The sequence below is a fragment of the Brachyspira hyodysenteriae ATCC 27164 genome (genome assembly GCF_001676785.2).
GTDB classification, from domain to species: Bacteria; Spirochaetota; Brachyspiria; order Brachyspirales; family Brachyspiraceae; genus Brachyspira; species Brachyspira hyodysenteriae.
In genome coordinates, this window is record NZ_CP015910.2 from 2,716,091 (window position 1) to 2,734,133 (window position 18,043).

An 18,043-nucleotide genomic window follows, 5' to 3' on the forward strand; every position below is an offset into this window, starting at 1 on the left:
AAATATTATGTAAAGTTGTTCAATGTGGTATAAGTATTTACACTTTTTGGTACTTGACAAAGTCCGCCTCGTAAGGCGTGCAGCGGAAAAAAGTACAATTTTAAATAAATTCTATGCCGCATATAATCCAAAATATAATAAATAATGTAAAACTATTTATAATAAAAGAGGAAATAACTAAATGGCAAAACTTTCGCATCTGGAAAAAGAGTACATCAAAGCTAATTATAAAAATAAAAGCATTGATGAGCTTACGAAAAAATTAGAAAAAGACAGAGAGTTAATAGAAGAATATATTAATAATCTGCAAAATAGTCAAAAAAATAATACAAAAACTAATAAGAAAGAAAAAGTAAATAAAGAAAACGGCGGAAATATAATTTCTAAATTATTCTCTAAGAAAGAAAATCAGGAACCTATTTATAAAAGATATGAAATAAAGCCTTATCATCTTTCAAAAATAGATGCTATATTTGCTGCTGTAGCTTTTCTTTTCACATTCTTTTTGTATTTATTTACTCTAACTCCTTCACTTTCAGCAGGTGATAATGGAGAGCTTACAACAGCTGCTTACTTCTTGGGTGTAGGGCATGCTCCGGGATATCCTTTCTATACTTTGATGTCCAAATTATTTACTTATATACCTTTTGGAAATATTGCTTGGAGAACAAATTTATTCTCAGGAACTTGTGCAGCAATAGCAATGATTTTCTTCTATCTTATTATGGTAAAAGTATTAGGACAAAATAGAGTTGAAAGAGGATTCTCTCCTATAGTACAGATACCTGCACTTTTTGCAAGCATTGCTTTTGCTATATCTGATAATATGTGGGCACAGGCTACAATGGCTGAGGTTTACAGCTTGAATATACTTCAAATAGCTTCTATGCTTTTAATACTTGTTTACTGGTTTGAAAATGTATGGAAGCATGCCAATGATGAAGTACCTTATTATGGAAATAAATATTTAATGGCTTTCGGATTTTTGTATGGTGTGGCACTTGCAAATCACCATGTAACTTTGCCTTTCGCTTTTGCTCCTCTTTTGTTTATAGCCGTTGTATTATTCTTAGTTCATAAAGATAGATATATCAATCATATAGAAACTTCATTTATATCAATATTTGTATTTTTAGTGTTATTATTTATAGGCGGTTTCGGATACTATAGATTTATTATGAATTATGAGGCTTATTTATATTTTCCTCCGGGAGTAGCTTCAAATGATTCTATATTCTCTATAATATTCAAGCCTTTCGCTGATATGAATATAATGAGCGATATATTTACAGCATTAGCTAACGGTTCTTATTTAAGACCTGATATGATACAGAATCTAAAATCGCCATTCTACCCTACTTTATATAAAGGTATGTTCTTAGTATTTTGGCCTTTATTTTTAGTATTAGTTTGGTGCTTAGTATATAGATATTTCTTATGTAAAATAGATAAATTCAATAATGATAATGACTTTATCACAGGAATATCAATATCATATTATAAAATGCTTTTAATGCTTGCAGTAGGCGTTATGATATATGCTTACATGCCTATAAGAGCTAGAGCTTTACCTCCTCTAAACTGGGGACAATTAAATGAACCTTCAGGCTGGGAAAATTTAAGCTATTTATTTAGTATGATACATAGAAAACAGTATGGAGCTTCAGGAAATGATATTGCTGCAGCCTTCATACTTCACCCAGAACAGGTATCTGCTTTGATAAATATATTCAAAACTCAATTAACAGTATTAGGTTTATTATTCTTAATACCTGGATTATTCCAAATATTCAAGAAAAATAAGTTTATAGGTATATTCTCAGTATTCGGACTTTTGAGTTTTGCCGTATCTTTAATGGCATATACTAATCCGCCTCCAAGTGTAAGAACTCTATCATTTGTAGAAGTATTCTTCTTGCCAGCAACTTTATATATGATTGTAATAATAGGATTCGGTATTCAATGGTATATGGAATATTTCAATACTAATATAAAAAATGTATTAAAGCCGGCATCAGAAGAAACAGCAGATACAGTATTAAAGCCTTATCATGCTATATCACTTGCTGCAATACTTTTGATAATGATACCTATATTCGCTATGAATTTAAGCCGTAACAATAACTCAAAAGATTACAGCAACCATGACTATTCATACAATATGATGAACTCACTTCCTGACAATGCTATATTTGCCACAGAGGGAGGAGATAACCAAGTATTCGGACTTGTATATTATACTATGGTAGAGAGAAGAAGACCGGATTTGAAAATATATGACCAGAAAGGTAATGTATTTGAAAGAATATACGGTAACCTTATGAAAACAGACGGCAGATGGCTTGGAGATATTAGTGATGCTGTAGATAAAGACTTCATAGAATCAGGCAGACCTTATTATATGGCTTGGAGACGTGACGGACTTTACAGACTTGGAGATTATTATTTCAAGGCTTATGGTTTGGTGTTCAAAGTTCAGCCTATAAAATATGCTTTAGTAGATGAATTAGAGTTCTTTAAAATACTTACAGTTAATGACTATAAAGATATTGCTAAAGAGCATTTAAAAAGAGATTATGAGAATGACAAATTAGCAGCTGACTTAAATGCATTATTAGATGAGGGTTTAATTTCGGTTGCAAGAAAAAATATATATGACGGAAATGAAGAGATAACTTTCGTAAAAATGTATGAACTTCCTTTCCCTCAATTCAAAACAGAAGAAGATTATTGGAACAGCTATACTATGCAGGGAACTGCTGAAGAAATATCACATTATGACTTCCTAACAAGAGAGATATTCGTTAGTTCTTATTCTTTAGCTAAAATAGATTTATATAATAGAAGAATAAAAACTTATCAGAAATTACTCGGCTTTATGGGTAATGGCGATGTTGCTAAAAATGGTATAACAAGAGCAGAAGCTAATCAAAAAATAGCAGAGTTTCAGGATTTAAAGAAACAAGAAGAAGACAGAATGCTTACTATAGGCTTTGATATGTCTAATGTATATTTTGCAGTAGGAAATCAGGCTATTATGGACGGCAATTATGAAAGAGCTGCTATGATGTTTGAAGAGCTTATAAAGTTAGAAAAACTTATTTATCCTGCTTATTTCAATTTGACCGCTTCTTATGAATATTTAGCACGTTCAAAAGATACTCCTTATGATAAAGAGGCTCAATATTTAAATAAAGCTAAAGAAACTCTTGAAAGAGCAGAAAAAACTTTCCATAGAGGAAAAGATATGGGGGATGCTGCAAGAGAGCAGAATCAAACTTATCAGCAAATAAAACAATTTATGGCTAGAATAGATGCTCAGCTTAAAACTACAAGACAGCAGGCTGATAATCTTAAAGCTCAGGCTATGAAAGAAGATACTTTTGAAAGCTATTCTTCTTATGCTAATTATATATATCAAAACAGACAAGATATAGAAGAAACTTTATGGGCTAAATTGGAAGCTAAGAAGAGAGCAAGAAGCAAAGATCATATAATAGGTGTTAATAAAGATATATCAATACTTTATGCTAATTTAGGCGACACAGCAAGTTCTATAAGCATATTGAACGATACTTTAAAAATGCCTGATTTGACTAGAGATGAAAGAAGAGGACTAGAGTTCGATTTAGCTAATATTTATCTAAACAATAAAATGTATGATCAAGCTATAAGCACATATTCAAAATATACTAATGAGCTTACTCAAGACGGTGCATTTGCTTTATATGCTATAGGACATATATACATAGAGCAAAATAAAATTGTAGAGGCGTTAAATATTTATAATGACTTCAGAAGAATAATGTCGCCTTTAGCTGCAAGTAATGATGTTATAGCTAATTTAGATAAAGATGTTGAAAGCAGAAGACTTCAGATAATGCAGTATTTAGGTACTATGGGACAATAATTTATTATTAATAATAATTAAAAAATTAAAAGGCTTGCTTATAATAGCGAGCCTTTTAATTTTATATATTAATTATTTAAAAAATTTTTTATATATTTAGTTTGTTCAGTATTTTTAAGTAAAAAAGCATCATGTCCGTAATTAGATTCTATTTCATGAAATGTTGTATCTATATTAGAATGCTGATAAGCGGCAACTATCTCTGCGGATTGTGTACTTGGATAAAGCCAATCTGATATAAAAGATATTATAAGTGTTTTTTTCAAATTAATATTCTTTTTATGTTTTATTTTTTTTATTTCATCTTTAACATCAAAAAAATCCATAGCTTTAGTAAGATATAAAAAACTATTTGCATCGAATCTTGCTGTAAATTTTTCTCCGTTATAATGAAGATAATTTTCTACTTCAAAAGAAGGAGTAAAATATTTAACAGCTGTTTTTCTCTTTCTTCCGAATTTCTTTCTCATATATTCTTCACTCATGTATGTGATATGTCCAAGCATTCTAGCTAAAGCAAGTCCTCTGTCAGGAGATGACATACCATAATATTTCCCACCATACCATTCAGTATCTTCTGTTATTGCCTGTCTGGCTATTTCATTCAAAGCTATCTGCATAGGAGAATGGCTCATAGAACTAGCTATTACTATTGCTTTTTCCATCATTTGAGGATAAGAAGCAGTCCATTGTAATACCTGCATGCCTCCCATAGAACCGCCTGCTACACAATAAAGTTTGTTTATTCCTAAACTGTCAATTAATATCTTCTGAACTTTTACTATATCTTTAATAGTGAAAGTTGGGAAATCTGTACCATAATATGAATTGCTATTTGGCTTTTTAGAGGAAGGTCCTGTAGTTCCGCTGCATCCTCCTAACACATTCGAGCATATTACAAAATATTTATCTGTATCTATTGCCTTTTTCTTTCCTACAAAATTATCCCACCAAGCAATAACATCAGCATCTCCTGTAAAAGCATGACATACTAAAATGGCATTATCTTTATTTACATTCAAATGTCCATTTACAGTATATGCTATAGTTAACTCATTTATTGAAGCTCCATTTTCAAATTTGAAAGGTTTTTCATAATTAAAATACTTCAATTCTGTTTTTTCTTGTTCATTATTCTTTTGTTCTTTTTTATTTTTTATATTCTTCATAAAATAAACCTCTTATTAAAACAGGAGTGATTATTTAATACCTCCTGTTTTTTATATTTAAATTATTTATTTGCTATAGTTAAAGCCTCGTCTAAATAATAAAGTATATCATCAATATGTTCTATACCTATTGAAAGCCTTATAAAGTTTTTACTTATTCCTCCCTTTTTCAACTCTTCTTCAGATAATTGAGAATGAGTAGTAGAAGCAGGATGTGCAACTAAACTCTTAACATCTCCTACATTAACCAAATGAGAGAATAATTTTATATTGTCTATAAATTTAACTGCAGCTTCATACCCGCCTTTTATACCGAATACAACCATACCTCCGAATTTATCTTTCAAATATTTACTTGCTGTAGCATAAGACGGATCATTTTTAAGTCCCGGATATCTTACCCATTCAACTCTATCATCTTTTTCTAAGAACTCAGCAACTTTTAAAGCATTAGAGCAATGTCTGTCCATTCTCACTGCCAAAGATTCTGTTCCCTGAATGAATATCCAAGAGTTATCAGGAGAAAGACAAGCACCCAAATTTCTAAGAGGTACAGTTCTTACTCTCAAAGCAAATGCTATATTTTTAAGTTCATCAGGCAAATCATAAGCCCATCTTAATCCATGATAATTTGCATCTGGTTTTGAAAATAGTGGGAATTTATCGCTTTGCCAATTAAAGTTACCGCCGTCAGTGATTATTCCTCCAACAGCACTTCCATGTCCGCCTATCCATTTTGTAAGAGAGTTTATTACAATATCGGCACCATGTTTAATAGTTTGCAAAAGATAAGGAGTTGTAAAAGTTCCGTCTATAACTAATGGTATTCCGGCATTATGTGCTATTTTAGCAACTGCTTCAATATCTGTAAAATCTAATGAAGGGTTTGAAATTGTTTCTATAAATATTAATTTAGTTTTATCTGTTATAGCCTTAGCAAAATTCTCTGGGTCTTTAGCATCTACAAATTTTGTGTTAATTCCTAGTTTAGGAAGTATTGCTCCAAATTGTGAATATGTTCCTCCATATACATTGAATGCAGAAACTATTTCATCTCCAGCCTCACATATAGTGATTATAGTATAAAAAATAGCATTTGTTCCTGAAGATACTGCAATAGATGCCTTACCGCATTCCATAGCTGTAATTCTTTTTTCTAATATATCTGCTGTAGGATCTCCTAGTCTTGTATAAATATAACCTAGTTCTTTTAAATCAAATAAGTCAGCAGCATGTTTTGAATCTCTAAATAAATATGAAGTAGTTTTATATACCGGAACTCCTCTGCTTCCGAATGTATCATTATAATCTTGTCCCGCATGTGCAGCTAATGTTTCAAATTTCAATTCTCTTGACATCTTTAATACTCCTTTTATATTAATAGATTAAAATAAAAAAAGCCGCCAAATAACTTTGACGGCTTTAAAGTACAAAATAAAAAATAAATTATTATTTACAGCCATCATTATTAAACATACACATTTGCATGAGGCAAAACATTTTGTTCATAACGATGATTGTTTTCATTTACAATATTTCCTAATATATTTATTTAATAATTAACTATAGATTATATATTAATATAAAATTATTGTCAATAGTAATTAATTTTATTTTTATTAGATAGTATTGTTACATTTTGAAGTATTTAATATTCTAATTTGCTTAAAAATAATTTAATAAGTATAAATGCTTGGTATGTGATTAAATTTTTTTTATAATAAAAAAGTTTAGTTTTAAGAAGTTAAACTATTTTTATTTATATAATATTTTTTGAAATTTCTTCAACTTTTTCCAGCACTTCGTCAAAGAATCTATATACTTTATAAACTCGTATACGTTTCAAGAAGACAGCATTTTTATTAAAAAATAGAGCCATTATTTTTACATTTTATAAAATCCATAAAATATAAAGTTAAAACATTTGCACTTTTTGGTTCTTTGATGCTGTCCGCCTTTGGCGTGCGGCGGGAAAAAGAACAACATAAAAATTAACAAAGTTAAAAATTCTTAGTATATAAAAGGAGCTTAGCTTTTAATTTAAGTTAAACTACTTTTTTTTAATATATAATTATTATATATTTTATCTGTTCTCGCTTCTAAATTTGGTAGGATCTGTGAATGGGCGTCTGCCTTGAAATTTTGACAAATAAACTATATTGCTTGCTATAGTTACAAAGCCACTATCTCCGTATTTCATTATGGTTTCTTTGGCTTGCTTGTCTTTCATCATAGGATATGCTAATGGTATACCATCTATAAATAAATGACATAGTATACGTCCGAAAGCATCATAAGAGCCTACAAGAATGCTGACATTTGAAGCATTTTTAATTTTGTTTTCAACATAGGCTTTAACATTAGTTCCATAGTTCTGCTTTAGTTCTGGGGCATCAAGTCCTATGAATCTGTAGTAATTGTCTTTATATTTTATAGTGTCGCCGTCTACCACTCTTATATGATCTTTGTCTAAATCTGATAAATATTTTGATAGCTCTTTATTATAGTTGGAATCTATATTATAAAAATCTTTATTTGTAAATGAGAGAAAAAGTTTTGTATTGTAAGAATCTTTTAAAGTTAAATATTCATCTCTGTTTATATCGTTAATATCCAAAACTACGCGGCTATAATGAATTTTAAAAAATCTAAGTTTATCAATCAGTTTATCATCGCTAGCATAAAACATAATTTTGTCTTTAAAAAATAAAGTATAAAAAATTAGTTTGAACCTGCCTATAAATTTTATGCTTGGAAAATGAGTTTTTATATATTTTTTGTCATCATCATTTTCAGCATACAATACATAAACTTTATCTCTGTTTTTTATACAATCATATATAATACTTGCTTTATTATTTTCTATCATGCTTATTATTGATTTTGAGTCAATAATTAAATCTTTGCTTTCTTTAAGATTATAAGTTTTAATTGCAAAAATAAAAACAAATATTATTATGATAGTATAAATACAAGTCTTTATAATTTTTTCATTTTTTTTATTAGAAGTTCGCATTTAGATTTTATATCCTCAGAAGATACTATCTCTGTAAGCATGCATAAACTCATAGCTTTATGTTCTATAAGCAAATCCATATTATTTAATTTTATTCCGCCTATACAAACGAAAGGAACATCCAAATTTTTAACTACATAATCAAGATAATCAATTCCTGTAGCTTCATTAGCATCAGGTTTAGTATTAGTTGAAAATATAGGTCCTATTCCAATATAATCTGCACTAGTTTTTACAGCTTCCATTGCTTGTTTTTCATTAGTAGTAGAAAGCCCAACAATTTTATCATAGCCAACTATTTTTCTCACTGCTTCAATAGGCATATCTTTTTGCCCTATATGAACTCCGTCAGCTTCAACTGCAATAGCCAAATCAGCATAATCATCTATTATAAATAAAGCATCATACTCTTTTGTAAGCTCTCTGATTTTTAAGCATTCCTCATACTTTTCACGCATATATTTATTAGGATTGTCTTTTTCTCTGTACTGTATTATTTTAATGCCCGCTTCAAGCATTGATTTTACAACTTCTATATTATTTCTTCCGTTAGAAAAATCTTCTGCTGTTACACAGTATATTGAATCTTTAAAATATTTCTCTTTTAAAATCTCTCTTCTTTTATTAATATCTTTTGTATTTATTATATCTTCTATACCTTTCATAAATAATTCCTAAAATTTATTTATTACATTTTATATTTTTTCAAATATTAAGTAAAGTATAAAGTTATTCGCATGCAGATAAAAATAATAAATATTAGTAGATTAACATTCATATTTTTATCCATAAATAAAATTCAATTAAACATGCGTTAAATAAATTTTCAATCTAATTAAAATTTGGGCGGGTGCTTTAAATTCTAATTTAAATAATAAAATAAATAAAAGTTAAAACATCAAAATAAAGCAATTAATAATAAAGGGCGGGGTATGTAATTTAAGTTTTAAAATTTATCTTCACTTGCCCACCCTCTAGGCTTTTTAATTTTTTCTGATATTTTTGTATTACTTTTCTTTTTAATCTTATATGTTATTTTAGCTGCCCACCCAAGATTTTTTTAAATTTATTGTATATTCACCACACGCAGAATAAAGCTTATTAATATAAATAAATTAATAATGGCATAATAATTATATAAATGATTTCGTTTACCGTGCGTTATAAAAAATAAAAGCCTAATATGTTTTACCATACTAAGCTTTATTATTAATTAATTTTTATTAAATTATTTATTTTTTATTCTTTTTAACTTCTTTTGTATTTGCTTCAAGTGCAGGATTATAATCTTTTCTCGTATAAATATAAACAAGCATAACAATACCGATTAACATCATAGGCATAGAATAAATAGCACCAGCTGTGATTGGACCTACTGTCCATTCTGTAATGTCCCTTGCGAACTGTTCTATTAAAGTTCTGAAAAGTCCGTAAAGGAAAATCCAGACCCAAAGCCTTGTACCTGGTCTTATATTTTTATTTTTCTCGCTTAAATATCCTATTAAAAAAGATACAAAAGCAAGAACAATACCTTCAAGAAATGCTTCGTATAATTGTGAAGGGTGTCTTAATTCTGTATAAGGCCTTATTGCCGGAAACATTGCTGCCCATCTGTCATAACCGCCTACTGCATCATATAAAGGAAATTTCATTCCTAAAAAAGAATCTGTAACTCTTCCATAAAGTTCAGCATTCATGAAATTTCCAATCCTTCCAAAGAATAAACATAAACTAGCAGGAAGCGTGCCGTTATCTGTGATATTATAAAAATCATATTTATACTTTTTGCTGAATATAAATAATGCTATAAACATTCCTATAAATCCGCCATGAAATGACATTCCAGCGAAACCTGTGAAACTAAATCCATTATCAAGATTAATACCTATTATTTCCCAAGGTGTCAAAAAACTTTGCGGTGAGTAAAAAAGAAAATAACCAATTCTAGCTCCAGCTATAGCACCAACAGCAGCATAAAAAACCATATCATATATACCGCCGTTTTTTTCATTAAGATTGAATTTTATCCAACCTCTTTTTTGAACAAAATATAATATTATGCAAGATACTAAAATACCTACAATATACATAAGCCCATACCATCTTATAGCACCTAGTATTGGTATGTTAGGCGGAAACACATAAGGAGTAAAAAATTCTGGATATATCATATATTTTCCTTCAAAAATTTATTAATTATTTTTATATACTAATTATTTTTTATAAAAGCAGATTTTTAATATAAGATAATACATTGAAATTATTAATCTATCAAGTGTTTATATGTTGGATAATTTTCTATTTAGTTTTTTTGTTTAGTATAGACAAAGACCTTTGAGCTTCTAAAGATAAAATATCTTCATTGTCTTTATTGATAAAAGTATTTAATATTTCTCTGCTTTTTTCAAGATTAAAAGCTGATAAACAAGTAAGACATTTCCATATAAGAAATTTATCATCTTTATATTTATTCATTAATTTTATTATGTATTCAAGATTTTTTTTGTTTTGTAAATCTTTATTATAAAAACACATATATCCGAAAGCATCTAAAGCTTCATAAATTTTTATTAAATTACTGCTTTTTAAGATTTTTATTAATGCCGGTAAAATACTTATATCCATTTTAGATAAAGTTCTTGCTATTATGTCTCTTGGCAAAGGATATGATTTTTTTGACGATATTTTTTTAGGTAATTTTTTGTACTGATTATTTCCTATGATACCAAGATATTCAGTCATTTTTTCAGCAGTATTAATATTTCCGCTTTGTAAAGTTTCGCAAATTGCAATCTTAGTATACAGACTTTTTTCTTTAGATAATTGCACCAATAATTCATCTTGTACATTATCATCATCTATATAATACTTCAAATTGATAGAAGCAGATGTTCTTATTACGGCATTATCATCATTCAAACAATAAATAAGCTCTTCTAAAGACTTATTTTTCATTGTATTGATATCATCTTCTAATGCCATTCCTCTATTTTCCAATTTATATAAATCGGATTTTAAATTATGTTTCATACATTAATAATATTATTTTTTTATATTATGCAACAATTATATTTTATTATAAAAAATAAATGTATTGACAAATTAATTGATGACGATAATAAATAAAACGAATTTATAATAATGGAATATATTTTATGAAAAAAATTTATTTATTATTAGTTTTATTTAGTTTCATATCCATTAATGCCTATAGTCAGGATAATGCTGCATCTATGATAAAATCTATGGAAATAGAAGATGTTGCAGATATATCTATATCAGATGAAAACTCCACTATGACATTCCAACAATTGGCAGAAAATTATGCTGCTATCATTATGAATAAAAATGCTACACCAGAACAATTGGAAGCTTTAGGCAGTATAATTAAATTATGGATGGATACTTTATCAGCTAATTATACAAGAGATGAAATGTTCAATGAATACAGCAGAATTACATCTACTTTATCATGTATGTCTATACATCTCATATTAAGAATAGCAATAAAAGATAATAATATTCCTACAGAATCAGCACAGAATAATATATACAATTCTATTAATAATAAATTTATACCATCATTTGCCGAATTTAAAAATGACGGTTGGAAGACAGAATTTAATTTTTACGTTATTAATATGTCAGCAGCTGTATGCAAATGGTATGAAGATAAATCCAAAAAATTGGACTATCCAGACTTTAAAGTTTGGAGAGACGGCAGCTTCTAAAAAATCATTATTCAAGGAGGAATTAAATAATGACACAAACAGAAGATAAGGTAAAAAAAGACCTTAAAAGCCTAATATCTAAATATAAGGAGCAGGCTACTGTAGTAATAAGAAAAAGCAAGGCTGTTTGATTTTATTATTTTAGTATTATATTTAGAAAATTATTTTATTTATTTTAATAAATAAAATTTGAGAATCCCTCCTAAAAGTTTTAGGAGGGATTTTTTATATTATTAATACTGTATAAAAAATCATTTTGTAAAAAATGAATAATAGCACCTTGACAAATAAAGTCTTTTAAGTAAAATGTTAATTATATTTTAAGGAAGAAAATTTAATATGAAAGATATAGTATTTTATAATTCACTCACTAGAGAAAAAGAAGTATTCAAACCTATTAATGCTAATGAAGTTGGTATGTATTCATGCGGACCTACTGTATATAATTATGCTCATATAGGTAATTTCAGGGCATATATATTCAGCGACTTACTTAGAAGGGTATTAGAGGATTATGGATATAATGTTAAGCTTGTAATGAATTTGACAGATGTCGATGATAAAACTATAAAAAATTCTAAAGAAAATCATATATCTTTGAATGATTATACAAAGAAATATAAAGAAGCATTTTTTGAAGATATAAAAACATTGGGAATAAAAAAAGCTACTGTAAACCCAGCAGCCACTGATCATATAAAAGAGATGATTAATATTATAGAACTTCTTAAAAAGAATGGTCATACTTATGAATCAGACGGTTCAGTTTATTTTAAAATAAGTACATTCCCTCAATACGGAGAATTGGCTAATTTGGATAAGCAGGAACTATTAGACGGTGCTTCCGGACGAGTTCTTAATGATGAATATGATAAAGAAAATGCAAGCGACTTTGTACTTTGGAAAGCATATACAGAAGATGACGGAGATGTTTATTGGGATTCTCCTTTCGGAAAAGGCAGACCTGGATGGCATATAGAATGTTCTGCTATGAGCTGCAAATATTTAGGAAAGCATTTCGATATACATACTGGAGGAGTTGATAATAAATTCCCTCATCATGAAAATGAAATAGCACAGAATGAAGCTGCTTTTAATGAAAAGTTCGTTAATTATTGGCTTCACTGCGAGCATTTGATAGTTGATGGCGAGAAAATGTCTAAATCTAAAGGTAATTTCTACACTTTAAGAGATTTACTTGATAAAGGACTTTCTCCTGAGGCTATAAGATACTCACTTATTAATTCTCATTATAGAAAACAATTAAATTTCACTATTGAAGGAATTAAACAGTCTCAAAGTGCTATTGACAGAGTTAATGATTTGATATTTAGATTAAAAGATATAAATAATACTGAATCTAATGAAATTAATGAAAATTTATTAAAAGAGTTAGAAGTTTCTAATGAAAAGTTTTCTGACTCTATTTACAATGATTTAAATATTTCCGAAGCACTTGGAATATTATTTACTTTGGTAAAAACTGTAAATACATCTTTTGATTCTATTAATGTAAATACAAGAGATGCTATATTAAAATTTATAGGGAGAGTAAATAATATTATAAACTGCTTTAATATGGGCGATACTGATAAAAAATCAAATAATGAAGACGAAGATAAAATAAATAAATTAATAGAAGAAAGAACTATTGCCAAAAAAGAGAAAAATTATCAAAAGGCAGATGAGATAAGAAATCAGTTATTGTCTATGGGAATAGAGATAATGGATACACCTCAAGGTGTTAAGTGGAAAAGAAAATAAATATAAAGGAATTGTGTGGATTTAATAAAAAAAACATTTCAGCATATAGAAGGTATAGGACCTAAAAAAGAAACACTTCTATGGGAAGAAGGTGCTGTTGATTGGGAAGATACTTTAAAGAATATAAATTATTATGCTATGCCAAGCAGCATGAGAGAAGCGTTAAAAAATGAACTTCCTAAATCTATATATAATTATAATTCAAAAAATTACAGCTATTTTTTGAAAAGGTTTCCGGATTCCATAATATATAGACTTTATCCTGTTCTTATGGATAAAACCGTTTTTCTAGATATAGAAACTACAGGCATAAAACCGTCTAAGGCACATGTTACAGTTATAGGCTGTTATGACGGAAAAGAGATGAAAGTTTTTGTGCATGGCAGAAATGAGCATGAATTTTTAGACTATATAAAAAATTATTCTATAATTGTAACTTTCAATGGTTCTTGTTTTGATATACCATTTTTAGAAAGATATTTTGCTACAACTATAAAATGTGCTCAGATAGATTTGCGTTTTGTACTTAAAGATTTGGGATATACAGGCGGACTTAAAAAAATAGAACAAGATGTAGGTATTTCCAGAGGCGATGACATGGAAGGTGTTAATGGATATACTGCAGTTTTATTATGGAATTATTATCAAGATACTAAAGATGAAACAGCAATAGATTCATTAATACATTATAATTTACTTGATACTATTAATTTAGAGCATTTGCTTTGTTTAGCATATAATAAATATGCAGAAAGCTATAATTGCCAGCTTTTAGAGTATAAAACTTTACCTTCTGTAGATCATTATAAACCTAACAAAAAATTAATTGATGCTTTACACAAAAAGCCTTATAAATATGCTCCTAAAAGCGAAGATTAATAAGCCTGATCCAATATTGTCATTATTGAATCAAAATTCATAGTTCTAGGAAGCTGATCCATTCCAGGATATTTTAATGCTAACTCCGCAACTTTATCAAATTTACTTCTATCTATATTTATCTCATTAAGTCTTGTAGGTAAATTTATATTATGAAGGAATTGCTTTATATGCTGTGCAGATTGGTTAGCAATTTCAAAAGGTGTCATTTCAGGATCTATTCCATCTATTACATTTGAAAGCACAACATATTTATTAGGTGCAACAGTAATATAATACTCCATAATATGAGGAAGCAATATAGAACATACCATAGATTTATTAACTGCATATACGCTATTTATAGCAATAGATAAAGCTCTTATAGCACCCAAACTGCTATGACATGCTGAAGTAGCACATAACATATTTGCAGTTGCCAAAGTTGTTATATTATCTATATTATTGCTGTCAGATATAAGTTTTTTTAATCCCTGCATACTTATTTTCATAGCATGTACTATCAAAGGTTCTGTTATGCTTGTAAGAGTATTACTCATATATATATCAAATGATAAAGCAAATACTGATAAAGCACTGCTTATAGTATATTTTACAGGTACAGTTGCATATAAAGTAGGGTCTATAATACAATTTGAAGCATATACATTAGATTCATTATTCTGCTTATTTACTTCTTCATATTTATCATATAAGCACATACCTGTAGCTATTTCAGATAAAGAACCTAATATTGTAGGCACAGCTATAATAGGCAAAGGTTTATGATATACAGGCTGACCATTTATATAATCTGAAGCTTCTCCGCTATTTGTTACTACAATTGCAGCACCTTTAGCTGTATTTTGTATTTTGAAGCCTCCTACAGCAACTATAGATTCTGCCTTACTATATCTCACCAAATTGGCAATAATATCTGCAGCATCGCTTGTGCTTGTAGAATTTACATCTGAATAAACCATTACATTTATAAAATTATCATTAAGTTTATTCACTATTTGATCTATTAATCCGGTTTGATTGAATGATGCTCCATCTGTAACCAATACAGTTCTTCCGCCGTATTTCTTTATTGCATCTGGTAAGCAGTCAAGAGAATCAACTCCGAATGTTATTTTTGTTGGTATGTTAAATTCTATTATAGCCATAGTCTTCTTCTATTATATATATTTTTATATTTCTTATTATATATCTTCGGAAATGTTAACCTTAATTTTTAATGTTAATAGTCAATTAATTTTATACATTTTAGAATATTTACATTTGCCAGCCACTTTTCTTTACTATTTTTTTATATAAATTTATTGTTATGCTCGTCGACGAAGTCCGCCTAGGCAGGTGTCGCCTACAATAACCTACTTGTGGCTACGACTCTCTTTTATATTTTTTATTATAGTTGATATTAATATAAAAATTGAATATTAGTAATGTTATAAGTTTTAAAACGATAAAGGAGCAGCTGATAACTGACGAAGGAAGTTGTCAGCTATTTGCCAGCGACTTTATCGCTAGCAATAATAAAAAATTAAATATTAGTAATGTTATAAGTTTTAAAGCGATAAAGGAGCAGCTGATAACTGACGAAGGAAGTTGTCAGCTATTTGCCAGCGACTTTATCGCTAGCAATAATAAAAAATTAAATATTAGTAATGTTATAAGTTTTAAAGCGATAAAGGAGCAGCTGATAACTGACGAAGGAAGTTGTCAGCTATTTGCCAGCGACTTTATCGCTAGCAATAATAAAAAATTAAATATTAGTAATGTTATAAGTTTTAAAGCGATAAAGGAGCAGCTGATAACTGACGAAGGAAGTTGTCAGCTATTTGCCAGCGACTTTATCGCTAGCAATAATAAAAAATTAAATATTAGTAATGTTATAAGTTTTAAAGCGATAAAGGAGCAGCTGATAACTGACGAAAGAAGTTGTCAGCTATTTGCCAGCGACTTTATCGCTAGCAATAATAAAAAATTAAATATTAGTAATGTTATAAGTTTTAAAGCGATAAAGTAGCAGCTGATAACTGACGAAAGAAGTTGTCAGCTATTTGCCAGCGACTTTATCGCTAGCAATAATAAAAAATTAAATATTAGTAATGTTATAAGTTTTAAAGCGATAAAGGAGCAGCTGATAACTGACGAAGGAAGTTGTCAGCTATTTGCCAGCGACTTTATCGCTAGCAATAATAAGAAAAAATTATTCTATTATGTATAAATATTCATCTTTTATGAATGGTCTAATTTCATCAAAGTCAAAAACTATTTCTGTTTCACCATAAACATAAGCTGTTATAGTATATATAGGCCATACAAAATGCACACCGTCAGCATAAATGTAAAAAGATGTATCAGCTAAAGTTATTTCATCTAAAGGGACTAAGTAACTTTCTTCATCTCTATCTTCTATTGATAAAAGTTTATCTCTCATAATACTTTTTAATTCAATATCATCAAAATCTTTTATAAAATTAGTAGCTTCTATTTTTTCACCTGTTTCTAATGAATATACTAAATTATAATTATTGTACACTCCATGTGCTCCGCCTAAATATAATGTTGAAGTTCTTGTTATAGATATAGTTTTATCATTAAAATAAGTTATGTTGATAGATTTACTTGATTCATAGCTGTCAGCTGAATTTGTTAACCATTCATCATAAGGATCACTCATATCATTTTCAAATAATTTTGATATGCTTTCCTTTTTATCTTCAAATTCTAAATTTTCATTTCTTTTTAGATTATTTAGATTGAAACCTTCATTTATATCAAAAGAAATTTTATCATATACTTCTAATTTGTTAGTGTCATCAGGTATAAGCAAAAATATAGAATCTTTATATGAGAATGTTGATGCACTTCCATATTCATTAGTTTCAGAAACATCTGAATATGCATAGTTATATACAGCTGCTTTTAATGATGAAGTTGTATTTATTTCTTTTGATGAACTATTTAATGATTTGGAAGTCATTTTAAATGATGTAATATTTGAATATGTACTTTCTATACTGTCGCCGTTTTCAGCTTCTGCATATATTCTATTATTTGTTATATCAAGAATGCTGTTTTTATCATAAAATTGATTTATATCATTTAAATTTTTATAATTAAAAGCTGCCTTTATTTTTTCATAATTAGGCATTAATTCAGAGTTATTTTCAGGCCATCTGTCATTTAAATATACAGAAAAGAAATCTCCTTCATCATTTTTTAAGTAATTGTGATGAGATATCCATTCTATATTTTTTGGTGTATTAAAACTATCATTTTTTGTATTATTATTGTTTGATTCTTCAGCTTGTTTTAATTCATTAGTTTGAGTTTCTATTGTATTAGTATTGGTTTGATTATTATTAATGTTATTATTTTTATTATTTGAACATGATATTATTAAAAGTATAAAAGATAATGTAATAATATTTCTAATCATAATTGTTTTCCTGAATTAAAAAGTTAGTAAACATAATATTTTATATTGTTCATTTTGTCAATATAAAATATTACTGTATAGAGAAATTTTTTATTGACATTATAAAGTTTATAGTTTAATATGTATAAAATTTATATATTTAAA

General features: G+C 28.1%; 13 protein-coding genes. 5 read left to right on the forward strand and 8 right to left on the reverse strand.

The window, feature by feature from the left end; translation table 11 throughout:
- The first annotated feature begins 181 nt into the window (after nucleotides 1–181).
- Complete coding sequence (locus BHYOB78_RS11855; RefSeq protein WP_020665324.1) at nucleotides 182–3,910, forward strand: DUF2723 domain-containing protein; 3,729 nt, start codon at nucleotides 182–184, stop codon at nucleotides 3,908–3,910.
- 68 nt (nucleotides 3,911–3,978) lie between these two features.
- On the opposite strand, the gene metX is transcribed toward BHYOB78_RS11855, so the two are convergent.
- The 6 genes from metX to BHYOB78_RS11885 form a co-directional block, all read right to left on the reverse strand.
- Nucleotides 3,979–5,079, reverse strand: a complete 1,101-nt coding sequence (gene metX, locus BHYOB78_RS11860; protein WP_012671022.1) for a homoserine O-acetyltransferase MetX — start codon at nucleotides 5,077–5,079, stop codon at nucleotides 3,979–3,981.
- Nucleotides 5,080–5,141: 62 nt separating this feature from the next.
- The gene (locus tag BHYOB78_RS11865) at nucleotides 5,142–6,437 is read right to left on the reverse strand and encodes an O-acetylhomoserine aminocarboxypropyltransferase/cysteine synthase family protein (protein WP_012671023.1); all 1,296 of its coding nucleotides are present in this window, start codon (nucleotides 6,435–6,437) and stop codon (nucleotides 5,142–5,144) included.
- 725 nt (nucleotides 6,438–7,162) lie between these two features.
- Nucleotides 7,163–8,095 carry a thermonuclease family protein gene (locus tag BHYOB78_RS11870; protein WP_020064958.1) on the reverse strand — a complete coding sequence of 311 codons (933 nt, stop codon included), beginning with the start codon at nucleotides 8,093–8,095 and terminating at the stop codon, nucleotides 7,163–7,165.
- Nucleotides 8,059–8,760 carry a thiamine phosphate synthase gene (thiE, locus tag BHYOB78_RS11875; protein ID WP_020064957.1) on the reverse strand — a complete coding sequence of 234 codons (702 nt, stop codon included), beginning with the start codon at nucleotides 8,758–8,760 and terminating at the stop codon, nucleotides 8,059–8,061. Before thiE ends, BHYOB78_RS11870 begins: the two co-directional genes overlap by 37 nt.
- A 567-nt stretch (nucleotides 8,761–9,327) precedes the next feature.
- Complete coding sequence (gene lgt / locus BHYOB78_RS11880; RefSeq protein WP_020064956.1) at nucleotides 9,328–10,266, reverse strand: prolipoprotein diacylglyceryl transferase; 939 nt, start codon at nucleotides 10,264–10,266, stop codon at nucleotides 9,328–9,330.
- 127 nt (nucleotides 10,267–10,393) lie between these two features.
- A complete protein-coding gene (locus BHYOB78_RS11885) occupies nucleotides 10,394–11,125 on the reverse strand; it encodes a hypothetical protein (protein ID WP_020064955.1) in 732 nt (243 codons plus the stop codon).
- A 125-nt stretch (nucleotides 11,126–11,250) separates the two neighbouring features.
- Between BHYOB78_RS11885 and BHYOB78_RS11890 the strand changes: the two genes are divergently transcribed.
- The 3 genes from BHYOB78_RS11890 (at nucleotide 11,251) to BHYOB78_RS11900 (ending at nucleotide 14,469) form a co-directional block, all read left to right on the forward strand.
- Complete coding sequence (locus BHYOB78_RS11890) at nucleotides 11,251–11,826, forward strand: hypothetical protein (protein WP_020064954.1); 576 nt, start codon at nucleotides 11,251–11,253, stop codon at nucleotides 11,824–11,826.
- Nucleotides 11,827–12,165: 339 nt separating this feature from the next.
- Entirely contained in the window at nucleotides 12,166–13,590 is a 1,425-nt protein-coding gene (cysS, locus tag BHYOB78_RS11895) for a cysteine--tRNA ligase (RefSeq protein WP_020064952.1), read from the forward strand.
- Nucleotides 13,591–13,605: 15 nt separating this feature from the next.
- The gene (locus tag BHYOB78_RS11900) at nucleotides 13,606–14,469 is read left to right on the forward strand and encodes a ribonuclease H-like domain-containing protein (RefSeq protein ID WP_012671030.1); all 864 of its coding nucleotides are present in this window, start codon (nucleotides 13,606–13,608) and stop codon (nucleotides 14,467–14,469) included.
- Here BHYOB78_RS11900 and BHYOB78_RS11905 read toward each other — a convergent pair.
- The gene (locus tag BHYOB78_RS11905; protein ID WP_012671031.1) at nucleotides 14,466–15,617 is read right to left on the reverse strand and encodes an iron-containing alcohol dehydrogenase; all 1,152 of its coding nucleotides are present in this window, start codon (nucleotides 15,615–15,617) and stop codon (nucleotides 14,466–14,468) included. The two genes, BHYOB78_RS11900 and BHYOB78_RS11905, sit on opposite strands and share 4 nt — an antisense overlap.
- A gap of 266 nt (nucleotides 15,618–15,883) precedes the next feature.
- On the opposite strand from BHYOB78_RS11905, the gene BHYOB78_RS11910 reads away from it, so the two are divergent.
- Complete coding sequence (locus tag BHYOB78_RS11910) at nucleotides 15,884–16,480, forward strand: hypothetical protein (RefSeq protein ID WP_065203231.1); 597 nt, start codon at nucleotides 15,884–15,886, stop codon at nucleotides 16,478–16,480.
- Nucleotides 16,481–16,663: 183 nt separating this feature from the next.
- Here the strand turns inward: BHYOB78_RS11910 and BHYOB78_RS11915 are convergent, their stop codons facing one another.
- Complete coding sequence (locus tag BHYOB78_RS11915; protein WP_020064747.1) at nucleotides 16,664–17,899, reverse strand: RsiV family protein; 1,236 nt, start codon at nucleotides 17,897–17,899, stop codon at nucleotides 16,664–16,666.
- Nucleotides 17,900–18,043 lie beyond the last annotated feature (144 nt).